The sequence below is a fragment of the Cysteiniphilum sp. JM-1 genome, assembly GCF_008711525.1.
In the GTDB taxonomy this organism is placed as follows: domain Bacteria; phylum Pseudomonadota; class Gammaproteobacteria; order Francisellales; family Francisellaceae; genus Caedibacter.
In genome coordinates this window covers 1-23,177 of the sequence record NZ_VXKS01000025.1, presented here as the reverse complement: position 1 = coordinate 23,177, position 23,177 = coordinate 1, and the positions used below count along the sequence as shown (strand labels likewise).

Here is a 23,177-nt window from a genome sequence, read left to right as displayed (position 1 = left end):
GTATTTTGTGCACTTGTTGCATAGCTTATCGATGACATCGCTAACGATGAGATAACAACTAATGATATTTTCTTAAGCATAATGACTCCTTGGTTTTGTGCTTTTTATAGTTTTTTACATCTAAAAACTCCGGCATCAGCCTAACAAAGACTTAATTATCTTATTAGGCTTAGCACGCCCCCGCGTATACTCTCAATCAAATAAAGGGCATTTTTATACACAAAAATTAAGGAAAAATTAAGGAAAATAACATTTATAACAATTTAGTAATTTTTATAGCTATTAAGCTAATAAATTATTTGAAACAACATTCAAATCATACATTAAAATACGTAACGAATACCTACTTGCTCTGAATCAACGCTAATACCCGAATTAACAACTGCATTTGCAAAACCAAATGGAACAAAGCCAAAAGTTGTAAAGCCTGCACTAATGTATTGCGCAAAAACACTAAATCCAGGTGTAATATCATAAGCAAGTTTAAACTTAAATATACCAAGCGCTCCTTGCCCATCCGCTGCAGCACCGCCACCTAAACCAAGCTCAGCACTTAACGGTGAAGATAAATACATACCAACAAATCCTTCAACGGTACCACCATTGAGTTGGGTATACTCAGTTTTAACAACCTGACCATTACTGTAATTACTCGCATTTGGATCAATCGCCTCACCAAAATAATAGTAATTAAGACTGACACCAGTATAGATATTTTTCCAAGTATTACTTTGACCAAAGCCCCATTGATAGCCCATAGAAACACTTGCCGCCCCTTTATTTTGTGTCGGAAAGGTAATGCTTTGGCTAGTGTTTCCCCAAATCGTCATCCATGAATCTTCATAATATGACTGAGTTTGCGCGGCACCACCTGCTGCACTCATAAAGAAACCACTAGGAACATTGTGTGTGTTTTGTGGTTGCCCCTCAATATTTGCAAATAGTAAAACAGGGGCAGAGGATAATGCGATCATAATTGTTTTTAGCTTCATAGTAACTCCATTGCATTTAAAACGCCGACAATAATATCACCTTATGATCTTTTTTCAATTAGAGAATGAATATGCAAATCTCGTCTATGACTAAGTGCTCACCGTACCCTGAGCATAAGTCGAAGGGTAGCTTGGGAAAATCATACTTCATAAAGGCTTCGACTTACGCTCAGCCAACGCTTACATAATCAAAGTGGGCAGGAATATGGTCATAGCCCAAATCTCTATGCAAAAACATAGCTAATATCAAAATACTGTCCCCAACCTGTAGTATTTTGCACGCCACCACCGTTTATTGGGCTACCATCTTTGATACCTGTCATATTACCGAAATATTTCAAGCCATAACCCACAGCAAATCGCTTGCTGTGCCAATATAGACCATTAAACCACTCTATTGAATAGCTTGAGCGCGTTGAGTCATATTTATCCATTCCAAAAGTGTAATCAAAATAGCCTTGATACGATAAGAATGAACCATTGCCAAACGTATAAAATGGCTTAAACCAGTTGGTTGCTAACTTATAACCATCCCATGTATTTTCATTTGGCGCACCATAGTTTTCACGCACATAACGTGCATACAGGTTAACGCCAACCTTACCAAACCATGGCACTTCAACGTCAACTCCAGGTCCAATATAAACATTGAAAAGCTGTCTATCACCAACTTCTGCTAAAGTTGAGACATACCACTCTTTAATGGGACCAATGCTTAGATCCTTGTGCAAGATATCATTGATTGAAAATCTTGGTTGGATCTTAAAGAACATATTATCGCCATCATGACGATCATCTGAGCGTTGATTAAAAATATCAAATACATCTAAATAACCATACAAATCAACAAAACCAGAGCGACCACCAAACTCCATCTCAAGATAGGTCGTATCCGCTGCGTGATATGGCAGGCGAGCGTTCTCACTACGCATTAGATTAAATTGCAGGAAATTGTAATATTGATTATAGATTGTCTGATCACTACCATCTGACTTTTTATCTTTTTTATCTTTTTTATCTTTTTCAGTTTTTTCAGCTTTTGTAGGTTTTGACTGCGTTTCTGCTTTATCTGCCTTGTCATTGGTTGGCGTAACAGCTTGAATTACTACTGTTTTCTCAGTAGCGCTACCGCTTTGCGTATTACTCACAACTGTTGTTGTTTGATTATCAGCATCTTCAATAGTTTTAGCATCATTTGCATAGTTGATGCCTGCGGCAAAAAGTGAAGTTAAACCTGCCAGACTCAAGGTTATTTTTTGATATTTCATAGGGGATTTTTATTACATTCAAACCATAAGAGCCGGCATCTTAAGCTACTTTATCTATTTTTAAAAGCCTTAAAGTAGAAATTATCGAATCGTTTCAAATGCGATCTTCCATTGATCATTATTTTCCAAAGCCTTGGCAGTGAGCTCCAGAGTGCCAATCTCAGTATGCATCGCACTAATATGCACAGGCACTGAAGTGCCATTGGTATAGTTATCTGCAGACAAGGTCAAACGCAGTGGTGATAGCTCAATCAATCCTGCCTGCTCCCAGTCGGTAAAGATATCGCCCAAACAATCATCAGCACGATGGTTTGCCGCAAAGAATCTAAACTCAACAGGTTCACCGACAACCAATGAGAACGTCTCAGCTTCATATATAAGCTCTTCTTCTGCTTCCATGCCTTGCACAGCAATACAAAGCGCCTCGATCTGTGGTTGAAAGCCTGGAATAGCTGGCATTGGTGACTCGATCCCGATATAGAATGAATGCGACGCCCCCCCTTTAATGCGAATACCATTGCCTTGTAAGGCATCGGCAAACACACTCGCACCAATGGCAACTGAAGTATCGTACGCTGCATGCTCAAGTTCGCACGCTTCAGGATGCCCCTCTTTGACAAGCCATTTATTAATAATTTGCATTAATTGACGACGCAAAACTTGCGGTTTAAAAACACCACCATTAAATAGTACCGCCGTCGGCGTGATGAATTTTTCATCCGCCTTCGCTTGTTTGCTTAAAAACAACGCAAGATGTTTGGTAATCGCAGCTTCTTGCGTGTAGCTTAAAGCAAAACGACTCAACCCCGTGCGTGGCGCATTATGTGGATGATCCTCAATAGCAACCTCAGGGAAAAAGCCTTGTAGCATGATTTTTTCAACATCTTTTTTCGTCAAGGTTTCTGATACCGCATTAGCAAAGATATTCGATGAACGTCCAGGAATAGATACGGCAATTTCATTTAAGTTTTGATCACTGAGTAATTTCTCTTTGGCATTTCTGCAACTATGCACTAATGCCTGCATCTGCCATGGTTCTAAGCGTTGACCACCATCTAATAATCTCTGCTGCACGGTATGCGCCAACATAAGGTCAATATTATCGCCGCCAATTAAGATATGATCACCAACAGCGATGCGTCGTAATGCAAGCGTCCCCTCTTCATCTTCGACCTTTATCAGTGAGAAATCCGTCGTGCCACCGCCAACATCTATAACCAAAATCACATCATCAGCCGTTAGCTGGTCACGCCACTTTTCATGATCATGAATCCAACCATATAATGACGCTTGTGGCTCTTCCAATAAAGTTACCTCTTCAAAGTCACATAAGCGCGCCGCTTCAGCTGTCAAATCGCGCGCTGCAGGCTCAAAGGATGCAGGAATGGTAATAATAATCTTTTGTTGAAACAATGGCGCATCCGGAAAAGTGCTGTTCCATGTCTTTTTAATATGTTCAAAGTAATGGGTATATGCCTCAAGTGGTGATATGCGCTCAACACCCTCAGCTGCTTGATATGGTAATAACGCTTTACGCTTATCAATCGAGGCTTGGCACAGCCAACTCTTTACACTTGATATCACCCTGTTTGGCGTCGTCTGCGCCTTTGTTTTAGCATATTCCCCAACCAAAATCGTGGTCTCACTTTGCCACGGCAAAGCAATATCATCTAAACTTAACTCCAACGCGCTCGGTAAATATAAAAACGATGGCATTAACGTTTTGGACTCATATTGATTCTTCGCCATAAACTGTGGAATCGCTAACGTACTAATCACGGCATCATCTGCTATTTTCTTATAGGTAACCGCACAATTTGTTGTACCTAAATCAATTCCAATCAAATATTTTGCATGATGCGACATTTATAACACCTCTACTTCTGCTGGCTGTAATATATCTAGATTTGCTTCTTTGGCTACTTTGGGTAAGTGCATTTTCTCTACTTTCCAACCTTGATGGATTAACTTACCCTTAAAGCGCGTACTGTGCACAACATTACCTGTGAGCTCAACACTATACTTATCATAATTTGCTTCAAGTATAACCTCGTGATTTTCCTGATCATGATAAACCGGCGCCAAAGTACAGTATGACTCGAGCGCTTTTTTGCACTGATCATGGACAACGCGTGCCACAGTTGCCACCTGCTCATTATCATAGTGATCAAGGTTTTGCGCGAGAAAGTCTAATAAGCGCCCTTTTTTTTGCAAAATAGATAATAGCTGTTTAGCAGATTCTGTGCTTTCTGCATCTTCATCAGCGCATCCTATTTCCTGCTGAGCATCAGCTACAGGTTTAGCTTCAATATTTTCAATCTTACCTTTTATTAAGCAGCTTAAACGCTGCCTCCATGTTAATTTCATTGGCATATATTATTTTCTTTGGACAAAAAATTACTCATCATGCATGAAAGTTAGTTTAGCCTATGGCGTTGGCAGCGACAAAGCTTTTATTGCTGAAGTTTAATCTCGGCATACTTTTGCAACCACTGCGCTTTCACATCGACATTATGCGCAATGGTATGCTCCATCAAGATAAACACAATCAAGTAATGAATAACGAAATAGGCAACGACAATCGTTGCCGCAACATAAAAAGCTTTATGTTTTTTGAGATGTTTTTTCATTCTAGCTAATCCAGATGTATTGTGAATACATTTAATCTAGCAGAAGGTTGCTTCCTTTGATATTAAAGATTTTTTATTGATCGTATAAGAACCCCCTCACCCGTGCAGCTTATGCTTCACTTTATGATATTTGGTTATTCCCGCAATATCTTTCCTGTTAATAAATCAATTAATCTCGATGGCTTGGTTGCGACAAAATCAGCTTGTGGATAAATGTAATCAACCTTTTCACCGAAATAATCATACACCTCATGCGCCGATGTTGCCGCAGGCATATTGGAGATATTGGCACTGGTTGAAACAATGGCTTGATCAAGCATATTGGTTAATTCGCTCAATAAAGGGTGTGTGGTCAAGCGCACGGCAATGCTTTCAAAAGGACCTGTCAACCAGCGAAACTCTGGTTTAACAGGCGCCACCCACGTCGTTGCTCTATTATAATGTGTTTGTAATTTAGCAAGATGATTATCGGTTAAGTGTGTTTGATCAATAACTCGTAGCAAATGCTCAATATTACTTGAAAGCACAATAAATCCTTTGTTGGCACTGCGTTTTTTCAACGCCACAATCTTTGCCACTGCATCTGACTCAAGGATGGTGCTTAAGCCGTATACAGACTCTGTTGGCAAGGCTAAAACTTTTTGCGCTTTTAATAAAAAAACCAGCTTTTCGAGGTCATTTTTATGCATGTTTATCCTATCAATAACTATCATTTAAAACGCAAGATACTATATACCCATCACAAACCATTTCACAGTGTTTATTGCCTTTCCCAACTTTACACTTGATTATGTCTAAACTTTTAGGCACGCTTATGGTAAATGACGATCAACATGGAGCTGTTATGCAAACTAATGAAATTGATTCTAGATTAAAACTTATTCTTTCCGCTCAAGTCGACAAACTTGATGAGTTGGAAAAAGTATGGATGTCCGGCTATGCCCATGGCAAACAAAATCAATCTGATGAGCTAAATCCATTTCCCGAGAAAACTGTTGAACACAACTACTGGGCGGAAGGGTTTGAAGCTGGCGAGTTTGGCGATGAACCACTATTCCCGCAATATATCTCAATCCTTACCGAAGAAGCCACAAGTGAAAAAGACCCTCAAGTTGAAGATCGCAAGAAATTTCACCTAACTAAAGTCGATGGGCTTCTGGCAACCACAGGTGTCACTGTTGCAACCGCGTCGATGGTTGCAGCAGCATTAATCAACTTTATGGCATAGTCCAACATGCCTAAAACCCGAATTAAAATTTGTGGCATTACCAACCTTGATGACGCCTTGTACGCGATTGATTGCGGCGCTGATGCACTAGGGTTTGTGTTTTATGATAAATCCCCGCGATTTATTGATATTACTAAAGCCAAACAAATTATCAATCAATTACCACCTTTTGTTAGCTGCTGTGGGCTTTTTGTCAATGCCACACCACAAACGATTCAAGCAAGCATCGATGCGAATATCAACCTCATTCAATTTCATGGCGATGAAACTGCCTCAGAATGTGAGCGATTCAATTTCCCTTATCTTCGCGCGATCCGCGCCAAAGATTCAGATACACTGATCAATGCACAAAATGAATATGCCAAAGCACGCGCCTTATTAATTGATAGTTATAATCCCGCGCTTTATGGTGGCTCAGGTCAAACCTTTGACTGGTCGATCATTCCAAACGACATACGCCAAAAAATTATTCTTGCGGGCGGACTTACTGCTGACAATGTGCAATCAGCAATTACAATGATCAAACCCTATGCCGTTGATGTTAGCGGTGGTGTTGAATCACAAAAAGGGATAAAATGCCGCCAAAAAATCAAAGCATTTTGTGATGCTGTTCATAGCATAAATACAATAAGTGATATCAATGATTAATGATCATACCCGCCTACCACAAATCATTCATCAAAGCATTACACAAAATGAGGATGAAACACGGCTTGAACTGGATATTTATTTTCATCGTGATCTGATCTTTTTCAAAGGTCATTTTGAAAACGCACCTATTTTGCCTGGCATTGCGCAGACTGATTTTGTCATTGCCTTTGCTGCTTATTTTTTAGAAGTTGACAAAAAAACCATTGCTAATATTCCACAACTTAAATTTAGTCGAGTGATTTTACCCGAATCTACATTAAAATTATGCATTAGCAAAAAGCCAAATCTTTTGACATTTCGCTATATTGATAAAGATAATGCCACTTACTCAAGCGGTAAGATCAAACTATGAAACCTGCCTTTTTAATTCCTATTTATAACCATGGTGACACTTTAGAGCAGGTTGTTTCAGCATTACAGCCTTATGATTTAACTTGCCTTATTGTTGATGATGGTAGTGACGACAAAACAAAGTCTTTTATTGATGATATCATTGCAAAATTTGATTGGGTCAAAAGCATTTCACTCCCCCAAAATGCTGGCAAAGGCGCTGCTATTTTAGCCGGATTTGCATGGTTATTAGCAAATGGCTACACACATGCTTTACAAGTTGATGCGGATAATCAGCATGACTTAACAGATGTGCTGAATTTTTTGCAAATGGCTTATGATATGCCTAATTGCTTGATTTCAGGCGCGCCTATTTATGATCAAAGCATTCCTAAATCACGCTTACATGGGCGTAAGATTACCAATTTCTGGGTTGCTATTGAGACATGGAGTAAATCACTCACTGAAAGCATGTGTGGCTTTAGAGTTTATCCACTGCAAGCACTTCACCCCATCCTGTCAAAAATTCGTGGCATGCGTATGGATTTTGATATTGAGATTCTGATTAAAGCATATTGGCAGGGCGTCGAGATTAATTATATTCCAACCAAGGTGATTTATCCTATTGGCGGGCGCTCACACTTTCGTTTATGGCGCGATAATTTGCGTATTTCTTGGCTACACGCTCGACTTTTTTTTGCTATGTTTTACCATATGCCACAACATTATTTTAAATATAGAAAACGCAAAAAGTGCAAGCAATCCTAAAAATGAAAAACCATGAACCATGCATGATTCAGACAAAGCGAAATTAAAACAAACTCACTGGTCAAAGCATCGTGAAAAAGGCAGTATTATCGGACTTAAGCTGACATTATGGACCGTAAAGCTTTTAGGTCGACACTTAGCCTATCTTTTGACGTATCCGGTCATAGGTTATTTCTATCTATTTAGCCGTAAGGCACGCCAAGCAATCAATACGTATTGTCAAAACCTGCATATTTATGCACAACAACAACAAAACCTTGATATAAACGTCAAACCATTGCCTATTTTTATTAACTTTGGTAAGAGCTTGGTAGATAAAATCGCCGTTTGGAATGGGCAGATCACACGTAAACATTTGAACTTTTCTAACCGTCATGAGTTAATTGAACGCATTGATCAGAAAAGAGGAACTATTATCTTTACTGCACACCTTGGCACAATTGAGATAATGCGTGCAATCTCTAACTCATATCCTAATAGCCGAATCAATGCCTTGGTGTTTAATCAACATGCGCAAAAATTCAATGACATCTTATCGCAAATCAATCCCAACTCGCAATTAAGCCTAATCTCTGTTAGTCACTTTGATATGACTTTAGCAATGCAATTGCAACATAAAATAGACCAAGGAGAAATTATTATTATTGCGTGTGATCGCACACCAGTTACCAATAACCAACGTACGATAAAAGCTCAGTTTCTAGGGAAAGAAGCTTATTTTCCGCAGGGCGGATTTTTATTGGCACACTTACTCAAAGCACCTGTTTACATGATGCTATGCCTTAAAAAAGGCAAACAGTTCGATGTGGTTTTCAAACCTTTTGCAGAGTCTATTAACTTGCCGCGCAACGAACGTCATGAGCATTTGGCTGATTATGTGCAACAATATAGTGACTTCCTTGCTGAGTATTGCCTAAAATACCCGACACAGTGGTTTAATTTTTTTGATTTTTGGCAGTCTAATGACGGATAAACCGATCACTCATATAACCGATATCGTGATACCATTTTTTGATGTTGATAGCTTACAAATCGCTTGGCATGGTCATTATGTCAAGTACTTTGAAATCGCGCGTTGTGAGCTTTTAGATAAAATCGGTTATAACTACTATGCTATGGCGCAAAGTGGCTATATGTGGCCAGTGGTTGATTTGCAGATTAAATACATCAAACCCGCGAGTTTTGGACAGACTATCGAGGTACACAGTCAGGTGATCGAATATCAAAACCGTCTGAAAATAAACTATCAGATCTTTGATAAAGCAACCGGACAAAAATTAAGTAAAGGGCAAACAACCCAACTTGCAGTGACTTTGCACAATCACGAATTACAATTTCAATCACCCAAAATTCTTATCCAAAAAATAGAAGGCTTTCATCATGATTAACTCTCTCTTTAAACGCTTAAGCGCTGCTTTTTTTGTGGTATTTATACTATTTAACTTAGCACAAGCCTCAACAGATAATATATTTGACCATCCACTATCTGCAAAAAATGAACAGGCATTTATTGAAGTTCAAAAAGAGCAAGCACAAATCAGTCATGTTACAGGTAACTTCACGCAAACCCGCTTTATGAAGCTGCTATCCAAACCGCTTAAATCCAGTGGGCGCTTTGAGTTATCAAAAACTCAAGGTTTGAAATGGCTGCAAGAAGAACCTTTCCAATCCACATTAATTGTTACTGAAGATAGTATAAAACAATCCATCGAAGGCAAAACAGCCGTTGTTATTACCAAAAAAGAGCAACCGATCGTCTTTTCATTTACGACCGTATTCTTATCAATATTCAAAGGCAACACCGATGCCTTAAAACAGTATTTTAAAATTTATTTTATGCAAAACGGTGATACTTGGCATATTGCACTTAAACCATTAGGCGCTCCTCTTGATAAAGCTATCCAAAGCATTGAAATGACGGGTACAAAATATGCTTCACGTATATTTGTCAATGAATCACAAGGCAATCAAATGTTAATTGAATTTAGCGATGTGAAAGCAATGGATTAAATTCACTGCACCTCCACGCCACGCCAGTGCCGAAAAGCGATCTTACTTAACTCCAACAACATCCCCTTGCCATCTATTGCCTGAATATTGTGTGATTGACACCATGTGGTAAAAACTGTGCCATCTGGTGCATACATCAAGTCGTACGCCAATGCGCCACTTGCGAAATTATGAAGCTTCAATGGGAGGCTTTCCTTGGCAACGCTCGCTGAAGTTGCATTGATTACGATATCAAATACACCTACAATTTCATTTAAAGCACAAGCACTTAATTTAACCGCGTTATTTATTGAGCGTGCTACTAGGTTATGCGCTTTTTCTTTAGTGCGATTGGCAATTGTGATACTTTCTGGATTTTCACGCACTATAGCACCTAAAATGCCTTTAGCAGCGCCACCGGCACCCAAGATTAAAACTCGCTTATTCTGCAGACTGATATTTAAATTATTTTGAATATCATTCACAAGCCCAAGACCATCAAGATTTAAGCCAATAAACTCACGATCACTATTGATAATCACATTACTCACCGCTTGTGCTTCTTGTGCTAGATCATCTAATTTATCGCAATAACGGTATAGCTCTTCTTTAAATGGTAAGGTAACACTTAAGCCTTTGACAGCTTGATCAAGACGCAGCACATTCAAGGTTTGCTCTAGATTATCAGGACAAATTTCTAGCGCTTCATAACGCATAATCTGCCCTGTTTTAGCGGCAAAATCTGTATGAATCTGAGGAGACAAACTGTGTTTAACAGGATTACCTATAACATAATATTGATCTACTGGTTGCTCGATAGGCATCTATGCCATCCTTTAGTGGTTTGAATATTAAAAGTCTATTGAAGCATTTTCAGAGATAACTGAGAAGTGTTTTATTAGCAGTTGTTTCTCAGATAGATAACGATGCAAACTCACCGTTATCTTCTGACAAAAAACCGTTATCCTCCGTAATTGCCGCGATGATATTTGCAATCACATCAACGCCTTTATCATCATGATCTAAGGTTGGATTGTATTCGGTAATTTCAATGCCAAGTAATTGCTCTTTTGGCATTTCTTTAAAGCTCGATAACACTTCAGGTAGCAAAATCCCATCCTCAACTGGGGTACCTAGCGCTTCAATATACTGTGGATCCAAACCATCTAAATCAAAACTAATACCAAAAGAGATCTCTTTTGATTTGAAATGATTTATTGCCGAGTTAAAACAATAGTTAAAGCCAAGTGCATGAACATCTTCCATCATAAATACTTTAACACCCAGACTCTTCAAAATTGCTTGCTCTGGCTCTTCAAATGAGCGAATGCCGATTAAAACAATATTTTCAGGCTTGAGTTTAGGATTACCTGATAATATCTTTGTCATTTTATCATCACCATAACCCATTAATGCCGCCACTGGCATGCCATGCAAGTTTCCACTATGCGAGCTTTCAGTCGTATGCGCATCCATATGCGCATCTATCCAGATAAGTCCAAACTCACCCGCTGCAACATGTACGCCTGACCACGTACCTACAGCACAACTATGATCTCCACCTATAGTGATAAACTTATTACCTTGCTCAATCACATCTTTTGTTACATGAGCAAGTTCAGTTGAAAATGTATTTAATGCGTTAAGTGCTGAAAGACGTCTTTCGCCGCCTTCAAAATAAACTGTTTTTTGCCACAGCTTAGCTAATTGCAATTTACTCTTCACTTGATCAGGTGCTTTTTCACAGCCAACGATACCGGCGCAATTGCCAACACTAGCCCCTATAAAGCGATAACTAAACATTTGCATGCACCTCTTTGATTTGTAGCGCATTATTATCACCATGTTTATTTAATACGGAGAATAAATCCTTAGGATCTTTTAATGCCGGAATCATATTCATCGGCACGCCAATATTGTATTTTTCAGCCAATTGATATGTAAGCTTCAATGCCGAGAAATCTTCCAAAGCAAAACCAACAGAATCAAATACAGTAATTTCATCTTGGCTAACGCGTCCTTGCTTTTCATTTGAGATAAGCTGCCATAATTCAGCATAAACAACTTTCTTTGCTTCTTCTTCAGTGATGAAATGTTGAATCTCACCTTCAATAAACGATTGCTCAAAGAACTCAACCACTACTTTAGCGCGTGGTAATATTGCTTGATCTAGCTCAGTTTTTCCTGGACAATCACCACCTAAACCATTGATATGTACACCTTCTTTGATCCAGCTATTTTCAACCACAACAGCATGTGCTTTACAGGCAGTACACACCGTAATAATATCAGCGCCCTTGACAGCCTCTTCATTGCTAGCGCAAGGAATAAGTTCAAAGTCATAGGCTTGCATATTTTTCTCAAAACGACGCATCGCCTGTGGATCAATATCATGGTAACGAATCGTTTTAATATCACGCACAATGGCTGCTGCTAGCGCTTGAAAGTCACTTTGTGCACCTGTGCCGATTAACGCCAAAGTGTTGGCATCTTTTCGTGCTAAATAATCAGTGGCTAACGCCGAAGTTGCTGCTGTGCGTAAACCTGTTAACACCGTCATTTCTGAAATCAACAATGGATGACCGTCAGAGACTTTCGATAACTGCCCTGTCGCTACAATCGTTTGCTTATTCTGCAATGGATTCTTTGGGTGTCCATTGACATATTTATAGGCAAATAACTCTTTATCCGCTGTCGGCATTAATTCAATTACACCATCTGGCACATGAAATGCTGGGCGTGGTATTTTATCAAATTCCTGCCAACGTAAAAAATCACCTTTCAAGGTTGTCATTAGGTCAATTAAATACTGTCTTAATCCATGTTTATGTATAAGCTCCGCTAGCTTTTCAACTGAAATTACTTTGATCATTAAACTTCTCCTATCCCACATATTTTATATAAGATTATAAAACTTTATATTGAATATATTTTTAACAATATCACACGCATTTACCATAGATAAATAGATTGTGTTTTACTGTAGATTTGCAACAAGAGGTAATATAAATTTAATAATCAAAAATAGCAAATAGATTCATGCACAGATTTTTGAGCCCGCTATTAGGTATTTAAAGCTTAATCGGGCTCACTACATACGTACTGCGACTATCATCATCCTTGATAAGTAAACTCATTTGCGGGCTATCAAAATAAAAGTCAATGTGTTCTGAATCTAACACATCAACAATATTTAAAAGGTAATTTACGTTAAAACCAATTTCCATCGGTTGGTCACTATATTTTACTGCCATTTGATCTTGTGCTTCTTCATGCTCTGGATTATTTGCTGATAAAAGTAAAGCATTATCTTGAAGCTCTAAGCGTACGCCACGATACGTCTCATTCGATAAGATCGCTGTACGTAGTAATGCCTGTTTTAACTCAACACGATTAGCGACTAATAGCTTTGTATTATTCGGTGGAATCACTCTTGTATAATCAGGAAAACGCCCTTCAATAAGTTTTGATGTAAACTGAAAATCAGGCAGAATAATTCTGAAATAGTTTTTACCAATTTGCACTTCAATTTCAGCATCTTCAGGCGCTGATAACGTGCGCTCTAGCTCTTTAATCGCCTTGCTTGGCACAATAATTTGAACAGCATCTAGGAAAGTATCTTCTATTAACACTTCAGAGCTTGCCATGCGATGACCATCAGTCGCAACCGTGCGAAATCTATCGTTATTAACTTCCCATAACATGCCATTTAAAAAATAACGCACATCATTATTTGCCATGGCAAATTTTACACGCTTAATTGCTGAATTAAGCTGAGCATATGACAGCTTAAACATCGCTCGTCCTGTATCTTCATTCATCATAGGAAAGGATGAAGCCTTTAAGATTGACATAGTAAATTTACTGCGATTACATGCAACTAATACCCGATCATTTGCTTCTTCTGTTATTTTAACCGATGCGCCTTCTGGTAAATTACGTATGATATCATGAAGCTTTTTGGCAGGAATTGCGATACTAGCGTCATGTGATGCTTCTTCAATCTCAACATAACTGACAATTTCAGTCTCTAAATCAGAGGCCTTTAAGCGTAGCTTTCCCTCCTCAATAATAAATAATACTGAGCTTAGCACTGGTATCGTATGCTTTTTCTCAGCAATCGATACTAAGCCTTGTAATGGCTTTAATAATGCATCGCGAGAAAGTGTAAATTGTAACATCATATCTCCCCTGGGAATTAATGCGCTAATTTGCGCGATAAGTTTTGATAATCATCCTGTATATCAACATTATTGACAATCAGTTTCTTTATAGTCCTTACGGCATGTAAGACTGTGGTGTGATCTCTACCACCAAAAAAGCCACCAATTTCCGGCAAACTATGATTGGTAAACTCTTTAGCCAACGCCATTGCCATCTGCCTTGGACGCGCGACATCACGACTTTTTTGCTTTGATAATAAATCGGTAATTTTAATATTATAATAATCAGCAACAACACGCTGGATATTGTCTACTTTGACAATTTTATCCTGTATTGAAATAACATCTTTTAAGCATTCATAAGCAAGCTTCTCATCAATGGCTTTTTTATTAAACTGAGCATAGTTAAGTACACGCCTTAACGCACCTTCTAATTCTCGCACATTAGAGCGAATATGCTTTGCCATAAAAAGCGCCACATTTTGATCAATAGGTCGACCAAATTGACTTGATTTATGTAATAAAATCGCGCTTCGTGTTTCAAGATCAGGAATATCAATTGTTACAGTTAAGCCATAACCAAAACGTGAAACTAAACGTTCTTCAAGTTTAGGTATTTCCTTAGGATACTTATCGCAAGATAAGACAACTTGCTTACCATTTTCAAGCAAAGTATTAAATGTGTGGAAAAATTCCTCTTGAGAGCCTGCTTTACCCGCAATAAACTGGATATCATCAACGAGTAACACGTCAACAGAGCGATAAAAGTTTTGAAACTCATCACCTGAGTGTAAACGTACCGCATCAACATAATCTTTGACAAAGCGCTCAGATGTCACATATAGCACTTTCGCCTTTGGGTTATTATGTAATACATAATTACCAATAGCATGCATTAAATGTGTTTTACCTAACCCACTGCCCCCATAAATAAATAATGGATTATAAGCCAACCCTGGATTAATGGACACTTGCATCGCTGCAGCACGTGCTACTTCATTAGCTTTACCCACAACAAAATTATCAAAATTATATTCTTTTTTTAATGGTGAACCAAAATCAACACGTTTTTGATCTTTTGGCACAGATAGTGCTTCATCAAAACCATAGAGCTCGCTAGAAATACCCGCATTTTTATCCACTTCAAACTCATTTTGATCATCCATGGAATCATGATTTTCCAATAAACTATCAACAACCAGTGGTGCTGTTGTCACATTCTTATTAAAAAGATCAGTCTGTGGACCAACACTACTTTTTATCGTCGATACTTGCATTACTGTGTCTTGAACATCCACATTTTGGTTATCACTGCTTTTTTTCACTGAGAACTCAACAAGTAAATGAGTGTTTTCTTTGTATTTTTTTAAGGTATCCACAAGAAGCTGTTGATATTTGGTCTTTACCCAACCAAGAAAATAATTATTCGGTGCATAAATTGTGAATAAACTACCTTGATCATTTGTTTTCAAAGGCATTATCCATATTCTATATTCTTGTTCAGACAAGTTGTCTTTTAAATAATCCAAACATTGTGACCAAACATTCATACTTACAATGCATCCTATATATATAAAGGGTTTCTAGCAATTGTTTAGACCAGTAAATGTGCTAGAAAAAGTTTATGTTTTCAAATTATCTGTGGATTATATCAAAGCGTGCACAGCATGCAATGCTTGATATAAACAACTGTGGATAACTCTGTGGGTAATTATGTGAATTTCATGTTAATTATCTTGTGAATAAGCATGTGTGTAACTATGTTCATACCCCTTTGGATTTTTTTGTGGAAAAAAGATAAACATGAGGAAAGAATAAAGAATCCACATGAAAACCACAGTGGACTAACATAGATGTCCACAAAATCATACACAAGCAAAACCTTTATTCAAAAAGGCTTTAAAGATATTTATCCACAAATATCCACAAACCAATAACAGAAAAAACAAGGAAAAAGAAATTCTCTTTTAAACATAAAAGGAAAAAGAAGATAAAAAGAAAAGTGGATAAAAATAAAAAAAGGAAACATAAAATAAAATCATTTATAAACAGATATAATATCTTCCTGTCGTTAGTTGTGCATGTTTTATTAAATTTAAACTGGATGAAAAGGTAAGCTGTGAATTATTTCAAAATAATGATTGAAAAGAATGGTAAAAGTCTGAATAATGGCAACCGCTGGTTTGGTCCTCTTGCGACACTAGTTTATGAACCCCGTCAGGTCCGGAAGGAAGCAGCGGTAATAGATGATGTGTGTGCCGAGATGTAGGCTAAGCCAGTACTTAATTGTATTGATACAGATTATTATAATCCATAGTTGAAATAATACGTTTTTCATACTCGCCATCTTCAAGTTCAGAGTAATGAACTAAGGTTTTAATCAGATCTTTACCGGTTATTGGTTTATCTTCTTTGGTTAATTGTGAACGAAGTGTGCGAAACTCTTGAAAATTTGTACCTGTGTTTAACAGATTAAAATAAGATTGCACACTGTCTTTAGGTGATGGAAATACTTGCACTTCATTAATCGCACCTGCTGTACGTTGTTTAGGAACAATGCCACAACCTTTGGTAAAACAGTGCTGACCAAAATAGTTGTTACCATCAACGGCAAAACGAGAAGTACCCCAGCCTGTTTCAAGAGCTGCTTGAGCAAGTACCATGCTTGTCGGGATAGTATTAACTTTTATAAGTAGATCTTTAAGCATTTGAGTTAGAGCATTTTCGTCAAAATTAACTTTATATTGTTCACAGAATCTAGATAATTGATCTTGTTGAGTTTTAGAAAGCTTTTTGTTTTTATTAAGCATTGCAAGCATACTTTCTAATGCTTGTCGTTGGTTTAAGACATCTTGTTGTACTTGATGGATAAATGGCAACATATAATCAATGAATGCTTGTTTACGATCACTAACACTACTTATTGCTTGAAAGTCAGGTTTTTCCAAAGTCGTTTCTGTATTTTTAGAGCAGCTTGTTATAAAGCTTGCTAAGCTAATAGCCAGAAAGCCAGAGATTGATAGTCGTAATAACTCTTTTTTACTTATTTTAAGCATTATTAAGATCCTCTTTTTATTGTTATTTCTCTCTATAGTACGAACCTTTAGCATAGACTATAACTGCTAAGAAAGATTGTTTGTGTTGCTTTTTTTAGCAGAAATGATCTGCTAAAATGCGGACAAATTCATGTAAATAAAATACAAGGTAATATGATGACAACAGCCGTTGATATGGTTAGCGAATTAAATATAGAAACATTAAAAAATGAATCTATATGGCAATATTTCATTGAAATAACTCAAATTCCAAGACCGACATTTCATGAAGAAAAAATCAAAGCTTACTTATTAGAATGGGCGAAAAATAACAACTTTAAAACGAAGATTGATCAAGCAGATAATATCACAATTTATGTGCCGGCAACCAAAGGCTATGAATCACACAAACCAGTTGTTTTACAAGCACATAAAGATATGGTGTGTGAAAAAAACGAAGAAGTAACATTTGATTTTCTAAATGATAGTTTGCAGCTAGAGATTGTTGATGGCTGGCTTAAAGCAAAAGGTACAACATTGGGTGCTGATAACGGTATAGGCATTGCTGCTGCAATGGCAGCAGCAACTGATAAAGATATTAAACGTCCAGCACTTGAAATATTAATCACTGCTTCAGAAGAAAGAGGATTAATTGGCGCAAATAATTTAAGTAAAGACTTATTAACAGCCAATACGATGATCAACCTAGATACAGAAAGCTGGGGAGATATTTATGTTGGTTGTGCCGGATCACAATCAGCAACAATGACATTCAAAAATGAAACCATTGAGCAATCATCTTCACTTCAAAGTATTGAAATCATTGTCAATGGTCTTAAAGGTGGTCATTCAGGTTTAGATATTGATAAACCACGTATTAATGCGGCAAAATTTATGAGCATGATGCTTGATGATTTAGATCAAAAGCATTCATATAACATTAACGAAATCAAAGCAGGTAACCTACCAAATGCCATTCCACGTGAAGCTAAGGCTATTATTTCTTGTCAAGTTGAAGATGTAGCACAAATAAAAGAAACGTTAACGCATTACTATCATAATTGGTTTGCGATTTACCACAAAAATGAACCTAATTTTGCATTAACAATCAAAGAAGTAACAACGGCAAAAACGGCATTCAATGATGATTTAAAGCATCGTTTGTTAAATGTATTAACAAATATACATTCAGGTGTCTTAGCGATGAGCCCTGCGATGCCAAATTTAGTAGAAAGCTCAAATAATTTATCTTCGATTAAATTAAAAGATGACGATATTGTTATTACGATTTATACACGCAGTGATAATAATTTAGCGATCAACAATTTTATGCAATCGATTAAACGTATAGCAGCTCAAAATAACGCGATTTTTAATAAATCCCAACTATCCCCTGGCTGGAAGCCAGATATGAGCTCTAATGCGCTTAAAATTGCCAAAGAGAGCTACTTTGCCCTTTATTCTAAAGAAGCAAATATCAAAGCGATTCATGCCGGTTTAGAGTGCGGAGCTATTGTCGATAAATATCCACATATGGATATGGTTTCAATAGGACCATCAATTGAAGGTGCGCATTCGCCCGATGAAAAAGTAAAAATCGATACAGTCAGTGAATTTTATCAGCTATTGAAAGCAATGTTAGAGAGATTATAGAAAAGGAGTAAAGAGAGTAAGTGAAAGTCATCGTTGTGTAGGTGAGTCACTCTATGTGCTTGACGACATAAAGGTTATCTAAGGAGGGGAGGGAGGATGACGACCCACCTAACACATCCCTAGTATAGTAAAGGATTTTAAAAGTGTTAGTATTTTTATAAAAAAAGTGAAAATTTTTTCTTAAAATTATAAAAACCTTGGAAATATAAGGTTTTCCGTATCAAAATTATTGGCGTATTGAGAAAGGAGAGCGCAAAAACTTAACCATTAATACCTTGCAGCGTGCTGCTGCGGTACTTGGGTTAAGTGTTGATATTAGTTTTGTGTAATATACCAATATTACCATTCATCGTTATGGATTGCTGTTTTCAGGATAAATAACCGAATTTTTATGATCATCATTCCAAATTTCTTGCTCACTTAATGTTGTATCAATCAACTCAATAGGAGCGCCTTCCACTTCGATCATTGCAACTTTAAATCCTGCAAAAGGTTCATAGGGCGCCATGATAATTTTCTGATCTTTAATGGCTTCAGCGAGATCATTGACCTTAAAAGCAACATGAGTTTTGGTTTGAATCAGTGGATGCAAGGGACATCCTTCTTCAAAGCGGTGGTATTGGATACGAAAAGGATTATGTCCTTTAGTTGTGTACATTTTAAATGATGAGCTATAACGTTCATCAGGATGTTTTTCTGTTGTCGGGATACCCATATGGTGGTATTGATAGTTGATGTTAGTCATGCTAGAAAATGAGGTTGTCTAATTTTTAGCAAATAATAATACGTTGATCTAAACTTGTAAACTCAAGTTTTAAGGTATAAATAGGCTATGATCATATTACTGCCTACTTTGATTTTGTAAGCGTTGGCTGAGCGTAAGTCGAAGCCTCTATGAAGTATGATTTTCCCAAGCTTACCCTTCGACTTACGCTCAGGGTACGGTGAGCACTTATGGGTGAATATTTAGTCTTAGCCCATAAATAATTGCAAAATTGCCTCACGATCAATTTTACTTTGTGCATTAACAGGGATTTCATCACCATAGCGAAAGGATCTAGGTAGTAATATTTTCTCAAACCAATGACTTAAGAAGTGACGCAAAGTGTTATTGAATGCTAAGGTACTCAGGTGCTCTTTTTGTTGTTTACCTGATGGTGATAACACAATAAAAACACCAATATATTCGCGCGATTTTTCAAGTTTTAGTGCGTAACAATCATCAATCCAAGGATGATGCTTAAGTTTATCTTCAAGCTCTGTAAGTGATAAACGTTTGTCTTCAAGTTTTACAATCCGTCCTTTGCGACCTTGTAAAATAAATTGATTAGGCTTGATTAACTTAATGACGTCATCCGTATTGATAAATGGTTCAAGAAAAGAATCAGCATAAACGCGCAATGTCTGATCTTCATTTTGTGTAATTCGCACATCATTGAAGGATTGCCAAAGTGGATAATTCAGTTGTTGGCGCCAAGCAATAATACCTGTTTCACTACTACCTAATATCTCATTAACAGTTAACTTTAAATTATTAGTTAAACTCAGCGCTACTTCATTTTTTAATAAGCTCCCTGCGCTAAAACAAGTAATCTTAGAAAGGTCTTCTTCAAACGTTAAACGTGATAACAGAGCAGGGCTTGAGATAAAAATAAATTGGTGATTTATATCTCTTAATTGCGCTAATTCCTCACTTAATTCAATGCGCTGACTATAGATAGGTCGTCCTATTAAGGCGGGCCATAGAAAATAAAAAATAAACCCATAAAGATGTTGATGATGGACACTGCTAATAACCATGAGCTCTTTATCAAGCTTAAAGAAGTTACTTAAGATATTAACCTCATTGACTAAGTGCTGAAATTTCTTAATGATTTTTTTAGGTTTTCCTGTAGAGCCTGAAGTGAAAAAGATAATATCTGAGGTGAATAGACAGTCATCTATTTTATCCTCAAATAAATTATTAGCATTAAGATCAATTGGTTTGTTATTAAAACAAAAGCATTGTCGCTGTTCATCAAAATAAAGTATCGCAATATCTTCATTATTGCTAATATCCTCAAAAAAACCACTCGTATTATTAGGTGGCAAGATAATAGACTTGTTAGTAATTAAGGCACTAAAAAAACCAATATAAAAATGATAAATATTGTCACAATAGAGAATAATTGAAGTTGTCTTTTGTTGGCTTAAAAAATGCGCTAGTGAAAATATAATTTGTTTAATTTCACCAAGTTGTGTTGGGGAGTTGTTTTTTTTGCCATGGCAAAAAATGACTTTGTCATCGTCAAAGTGTCGAAATAATAAGTCTAAATAATCTTTCATTTTCTGTTTTTTCTTTTAACAAAAATGCGCACAACAAACTCACAAACAAAAAATGTACCAATCAATATATAAGAAATCAATCCATTATAAATGGTCCAAACATGTAATGAACTAAACAAAGCGCTATAGCAAGAAACTAAAGCGTTTAACAGAAAGAAAACACACCACGCAATGGTTACTTTACGCGTGTATGTACTGACAAAGGGCGGTAGTGGTTGACGTGATGTTTTTTTGGCGAATTGATAAATAATATTCTCTTTTGCAAATAATGAAACAATAAAAATACTTAAAAAAGCAAGATTCATGGCAACAGGGTAAAGTTTAATAAAGATGATATTATGCGATAACATTCCTAATAAACTGATAGCAATACCAATGCCTGAGAGGGTAAATAACGCATATTTAGGCATGATGCTATGATCGTTTTTGTGATTGAAAATCGCTCGTAAGCCAAAAAGGCAAAGGATAATTAAACTTAACCCTTGCACGGATAAAAACTGTATACCAAAAAAAATGACAAAGGGGTAAAGTAAAATGGCAATAGCGATGATAAGGGTAGTTAAGCTACGTAAGGACATTATTGATTGTTAATTTCTTGGTCAATGATTGTGACGATATCATTGACAGTTTTTACTGATTTAAATTCTTCAGGTTTAAACTGTTTATCAGTTTTACTTTGTAAATAAACAATAAGATCCACCGCATCAATGCTATCTAAGTCAAGATCTTCATATAAGCGTGCCTCAAGTGTTACATCTTGTGGATCAAGCTCAAAAAGCTCAGCAAATATTCCTTGAAGTTCCTGGAGAATTTGCGCTTTTGATGTACTCATTTTTTATCCCTTATTATTTTGTGTCTTTTGTGTCTTTTGTGTCTTTTGGGTCGCAATAAATTGCGCTAATGTTTTAACTGACTCAAAGTGCTTTTTCACATCATCAGTGTCTTCATTAAGCTCAATATTATATTTTTTCTTCAGCGCAACGCCAAGCTCCAGTGCATCGATAGAGTCTAATCCAAGCTCGTCACCAAATAATTGCATATCACTAGCAATATCTTCAGTAGTAATATCTTCTAAATTAAGCACGTCAATAATCAGTTCTTTTAATTCCAGTTCAAGTAGGGTGTTATTCATTAATCAATATGACCTTGTAATTGTTGTTGTAATATCTTCGTCAACCGTCTTGCGGCAACCGAAGGAAGTTGATTGCACTCATTTAAAATCGCTTGAGTATTAATAAGATCCTTAACTGTTAACGTGAAGATCGGTTTTGTCGCGGGTATTTTATACCATTTATCATTTTTTGCCAGTGTGCTGGGAATACAGCTTAAATGAATAATACGAATTGGTACCCCTGCGCGAATGGCAATCTGTGCTGCCCCTCTTTTTAATTGGATTGGCATATTGGGAATAGAGCGCGTGCCTTCAGGGAACATCAATAAGTTATTACCTGAGTTCAATGTTGCCTTGATATCACTAAATGTTTGCTCAGGATCGATGTTGGGAATATAACCTGCAGTGGAGATAACGCGTCGTATAAATCGATTTCTCCATAATTGCGCTTTAACGATGTTGTCACAAAAGGGCAGTTTAGAGACGATTGAGATGTAATCAATTAAAGTTGGATGGTTGGCAATGATTAATGTGCCTATAATACCCCAAGAAATTTAAACAGTATCTTTTGAAATCGAGTTCCGATATATTGTTGAAGGTAAAATGAATAGAGGGCGTATTTATGAGCACAAAAAGGACAAGTTACTCATCCGAGTTCAAGGTAAAAGTTGTGTTAGAATTATTGGCAAATGAGCTTACGTTAGCAGAACTCGCTAGCAAACATAATATAACAACAAAGAACATCCAAAACTGGAAAAAAATCTTCTTGGATAATGCAGTTATTGCTATGGAGCCAGCCAAGGCGGTTAAAGAGTACAAGACTGAAAATGATAAGCTTCAACACGAGGTAGACAAGTATGCTAAGAAAGTTGGTCAACTTACGATTGAAAGAGATTGGCTTGAGGGAAAGCTCGCAAGCTTGGACTTATCAACTAAAAAATCTATGGTGGAGTCCAAGCTAGAAAATATTTCCATAGTTAAGCAATGCCAATTACTGGGTATTAATCGAGGCACCTGCTATTACACGCCTAAAA

General features: G+C 37.0%; 27 protein-coding genes and 1 other RNA gene. 10 read left to right on the top strand and 18 right to left on the bottom strand.

Features of this window, described 5'->3' with window-relative positions:
- Positions 1-323 precede the first annotated feature (323 nt).
- From F3D68_RS09925 to F3D68_RS09905, 6 genes are all read right to left on the bottom strand, one after another.
- Positions 324-992 (bottom strand): hypothetical protein, encoded by a 669-nt coding sequence (locus F3D68_RS09925; RefSeq protein ID WP_151194281.1) that lies wholly within the window; start codon positions 990-992, stop codon positions 324-326.
- A 224-nt stretch (positions 993-1,216) separates the two neighbouring features.
- Positions 1,217-2,260, bottom strand: coding sequence for an outer membrane protein OmpK (locus tag F3D68_RS09920; protein WP_151194280.1), 1,044 nt, complete (start codon positions 2,258-2,260; stop codon positions 1,217-1,219).
- 81 nt (positions 2,261-2,341) lie between these two features.
- The gene (locus tag F3D68_RS09915) at positions 2,342-4,126 is read right to left on the bottom strand and encodes an Hsp70 family protein (RefSeq protein WP_151194279.1); all 1,785 of its coding nucleotides are present in this window, start codon (positions 4,124-4,126) and stop codon (positions 2,342-2,344) included.
- The gene (locus F3D68_RS09910; RefSeq protein WP_151194278.1) at positions 4,127-4,633 is read right to left on the bottom strand and encodes a DUF2760 domain-containing protein; all 507 of its coding nucleotides are present in this window, start codon (positions 4,631-4,633) and stop codon (positions 4,127-4,129) included.
- An 80-nt stretch (positions 4,634-4,713) separates the two neighbouring features.
- Positions 4,714-4,890 (bottom strand): hypothetical protein, encoded by a 177-nt coding sequence (locus F3D68_RS11300; protein ID WP_157968326.1) that lies wholly within the window; start codon positions 4,888-4,890, stop codon positions 4,714-4,716.
- A 134-nt stretch (positions 4,891-5,024) separates the two neighbouring features.
- Positions 5,025-5,579 (bottom strand): L-threonylcarbamoyladenylate synthase, encoded by a 555-nt coding sequence (locus F3D68_RS09905; RefSeq protein ID WP_191092793.1) that lies wholly within the window; start codon positions 5,577-5,579, stop codon positions 5,025-5,027.
- A gap of 155 nt (positions 5,580-5,734) precedes the next feature.
- Between F3D68_RS09905 and F3D68_RS09900 the strand changes: the two genes are divergently transcribed.
- From F3D68_RS09900 to F3D68_RS09870, 7 genes are read left to right on the top strand one after another with little or no spacing between them, the layout of a single operon-like run.
- Entirely contained in the window at positions 5,735-6,118 is a 384-nt protein-coding gene (locus F3D68_RS09900) for a hypothetical protein (protein WP_151194276.1), read from the top strand.
- 6 nt (positions 6,119-6,124) lie between these two features.
- Positions 6,125-6,766, top strand: coding sequence for a phosphoribosylanthranilate isomerase (locus F3D68_RS09895; protein ID WP_151194275.1), 642 nt, complete (start codon positions 6,125-6,127; stop codon positions 6,764-6,766).
- Complete coding sequence (locus F3D68_RS09890) at positions 6,759-7,121, top strand: hydroxymyristoyl-ACP dehydratase (RefSeq protein WP_151194274.1); 363 nt, start codon at positions 6,759-6,761, stop codon at positions 7,119-7,121. The genes F3D68_RS09895 and F3D68_RS09890 overlap by 8 nt, the downstream gene beginning before the upstream one ends.
- Entirely contained in the window at positions 7,118-7,867 is a 750-nt protein-coding gene (locus F3D68_RS09885) for a glycosyltransferase family 2 protein (protein WP_151194273.1), read from the top strand. The genes F3D68_RS09890 and F3D68_RS09885 overlap by 4 nt, the downstream gene beginning before the upstream one ends.
- 19 nt (positions 7,868-7,886) lie before the next feature.
- Positions 7,887-8,840 (top strand): hypothetical protein, encoded by a 954-nt coding sequence (locus tag F3D68_RS09880; RefSeq protein ID WP_151194272.1) that lies wholly within the window; start codon positions 7,887-7,889, stop codon positions 8,838-8,840.
- On the top strand, positions 8,830-9,255 hold the full coding sequence (locus F3D68_RS09875; RefSeq protein WP_151194271.1) for an acyl-CoA thioesterase: 426 nt from the start codon (positions 8,830-8,832) through the stop codon (positions 9,253-9,255). The genes F3D68_RS09880 and F3D68_RS09875 overlap by 11 nt, the downstream gene beginning before the upstream one ends.
- Positions 9,248-9,877 carry an outer membrane lipoprotein carrier protein LolA gene (locus F3D68_RS09870; protein ID WP_151194270.1) on the top strand — a complete coding sequence of 210 codons (630 nt, stop codon included), beginning with the start codon at positions 9,248-9,250 and terminating at the stop codon, positions 9,875-9,877. The genes F3D68_RS09875 and F3D68_RS09870 overlap by 8 nt, the downstream gene beginning before the upstream one ends.
- 2 nt (positions 9,878-9,879) lie before the next feature.
- On the opposite strand, the gene aroE is transcribed toward F3D68_RS09870, so the two are convergent.
- The 5 genes from aroE to dnaA all read right to left on the bottom strand — a co-directional run bounded on the left by aroE (position 9,880) and on the right by dnaA (position 15,569).
- Positions 9,880-10,680: a shikimate dehydrogenase gene (gene aroE / locus F3D68_RS09865; RefSeq protein WP_151194269.1), complete on the bottom strand. Its 801-nt coding sequence runs from the start codon at positions 10,678-10,680 to the stop codon at positions 9,880-9,882.
- Between the two features lie 88 nt (positions 10,681-10,768).
- On the bottom strand, positions 10,769-11,665 hold the full coding sequence (locus F3D68_RS09860) for an arginase (RefSeq protein ID WP_191092792.1): 897 nt from the start codon (positions 11,663-11,665) through the stop codon (positions 10,769-10,771).
- Positions 11,652-12,728, bottom strand: a complete 1,077-nt coding sequence (locus F3D68_RS09855) for an ornithine cyclodeaminase (RefSeq protein WP_151194267.1) — start codon at positions 12,726-12,728, stop codon at positions 11,652-11,654. The genes F3D68_RS09860 and F3D68_RS09855 overlap by 14 nt, the downstream gene beginning before the upstream one ends.
- A 199-nt stretch (positions 12,729-12,927) precedes the next feature.
- The gene (gene dnaN / locus F3D68_RS09850) at positions 12,928-14,040 is read right to left on the bottom strand and encodes a DNA polymerase III subunit beta (RefSeq protein WP_151194266.1); all 1,113 of its coding nucleotides are present in this window, start codon (positions 14,038-14,040) and stop codon (positions 12,928-12,930) included.
- 14 nt (positions 14,041-14,054) lie between these two features.
- Positions 14,055-15,569: a chromosomal replication initiator protein DnaA gene (gene dnaA / locus F3D68_RS09845; RefSeq protein ID WP_117003944.1), complete on the bottom strand. Its 1,515-nt coding sequence runs from the start codon at positions 15,567-15,569 to the stop codon at positions 14,055-14,057.
- Positions 15,570-16,200: 631 nt separating this feature from the next.
- Here dnaA and ffs point away from each other — a divergent pair.
- Positions 16,201-16,298: signal recognition particle sRNA small type (gene ffs, locus F3D68_RS09840), an RNA gene on the top strand.
- 3 nt (positions 16,299-16,301) lie between these two features.
- On the opposite strand, the gene F3D68_RS09835 is transcribed toward ffs, so the two are convergent.
- A complete protein-coding gene (locus F3D68_RS09835) occupies positions 16,302-17,075 on the bottom strand; it encodes a glucosaminidase domain-containing protein (protein ID WP_191092791.1) in 774 nt (257 codons plus the stop codon).
- Between the two features lie 153 nt (positions 17,076-17,228).
- Here F3D68_RS09835 and pepD point away from each other — a divergent pair, with 153 nt between their 5' ends.
- Positions 17,229-18,707, top strand: a complete 1,479-nt coding sequence (gene pepD / locus F3D68_RS09830) for a beta-Ala-His dipeptidase (RefSeq protein ID WP_151194264.1) — start codon at positions 17,229-17,231, stop codon at positions 18,705-18,707.
- Between the two features lie 352 nt (positions 18,708-19,059).
- On the opposite strand, the gene F3D68_RS09825 is transcribed toward pepD, so the two are convergent.
- The 6 genes from F3D68_RS09825 to F3D68_RS09800 form a co-directional block, all read right to left on the bottom strand.
- A complete protein-coding gene (locus tag F3D68_RS09825) occupies positions 19,060-19,452 on the bottom strand; it encodes a hypothetical protein (RefSeq protein ID WP_224728286.1) in 393 nt (130 codons plus the stop codon).
- 227 nt (positions 19,453-19,679) lie between these two features.
- Positions 19,680-21,032, bottom strand: a complete 1,353-nt coding sequence (locus F3D68_RS09820) for an AMP-binding protein (RefSeq protein WP_151194263.1) — start codon at positions 21,030-21,032, stop codon at positions 19,680-19,682.
- On the bottom strand, positions 21,029-21,610 hold the full coding sequence (locus F3D68_RS09815; RefSeq protein WP_151194262.1) for a hypothetical protein: 582 nt from the start codon (positions 21,608-21,610) through the stop codon (positions 21,029-21,031). The genes F3D68_RS09820 and F3D68_RS09815 overlap by 4 nt, the downstream gene beginning before the upstream one ends.
- Positions 21,610-21,864 carry an acyl carrier protein gene (locus F3D68_RS09810; RefSeq protein WP_117003938.1) on the bottom strand — a complete coding sequence of 85 codons (255 nt, stop codon included), beginning with the start codon at positions 21,862-21,864 and terminating at the stop codon, positions 21,610-21,612. Before F3D68_RS09810 ends, F3D68_RS09815 begins: the two co-directional genes overlap by 1 nt.
- A 3-nt stretch (positions 21,865-21,867) precedes the next feature.
- Entirely contained in the window at positions 21,868-22,164 is a 297-nt protein-coding gene (locus tag F3D68_RS09805) for a phosphopantetheine-binding protein (protein WP_151194261.1), read from the bottom strand.
- On the bottom strand, positions 22,164-22,667 hold the full coding sequence (locus tag F3D68_RS09800; RefSeq protein WP_224728289.1) for a lysophospholipid acyltransferase family protein: 504 nt from the start codon (positions 22,665-22,667) through the stop codon (positions 22,164-22,166). Before F3D68_RS09800 ends, F3D68_RS09805 begins: the two co-directional genes overlap by 1 nt.
- A gap of 98 nt (positions 22,668-22,765) precedes the next feature.
- Here F3D68_RS09800 and F3D68_RS09795 point away from each other — a divergent pair.
- Positions 22,766-23,177 (top strand): transposase (locus tag F3D68_RS09795; RefSeq protein ID WP_151194259.1); only part of this gene is annotated, 412 nt, incomplete at its 3' end.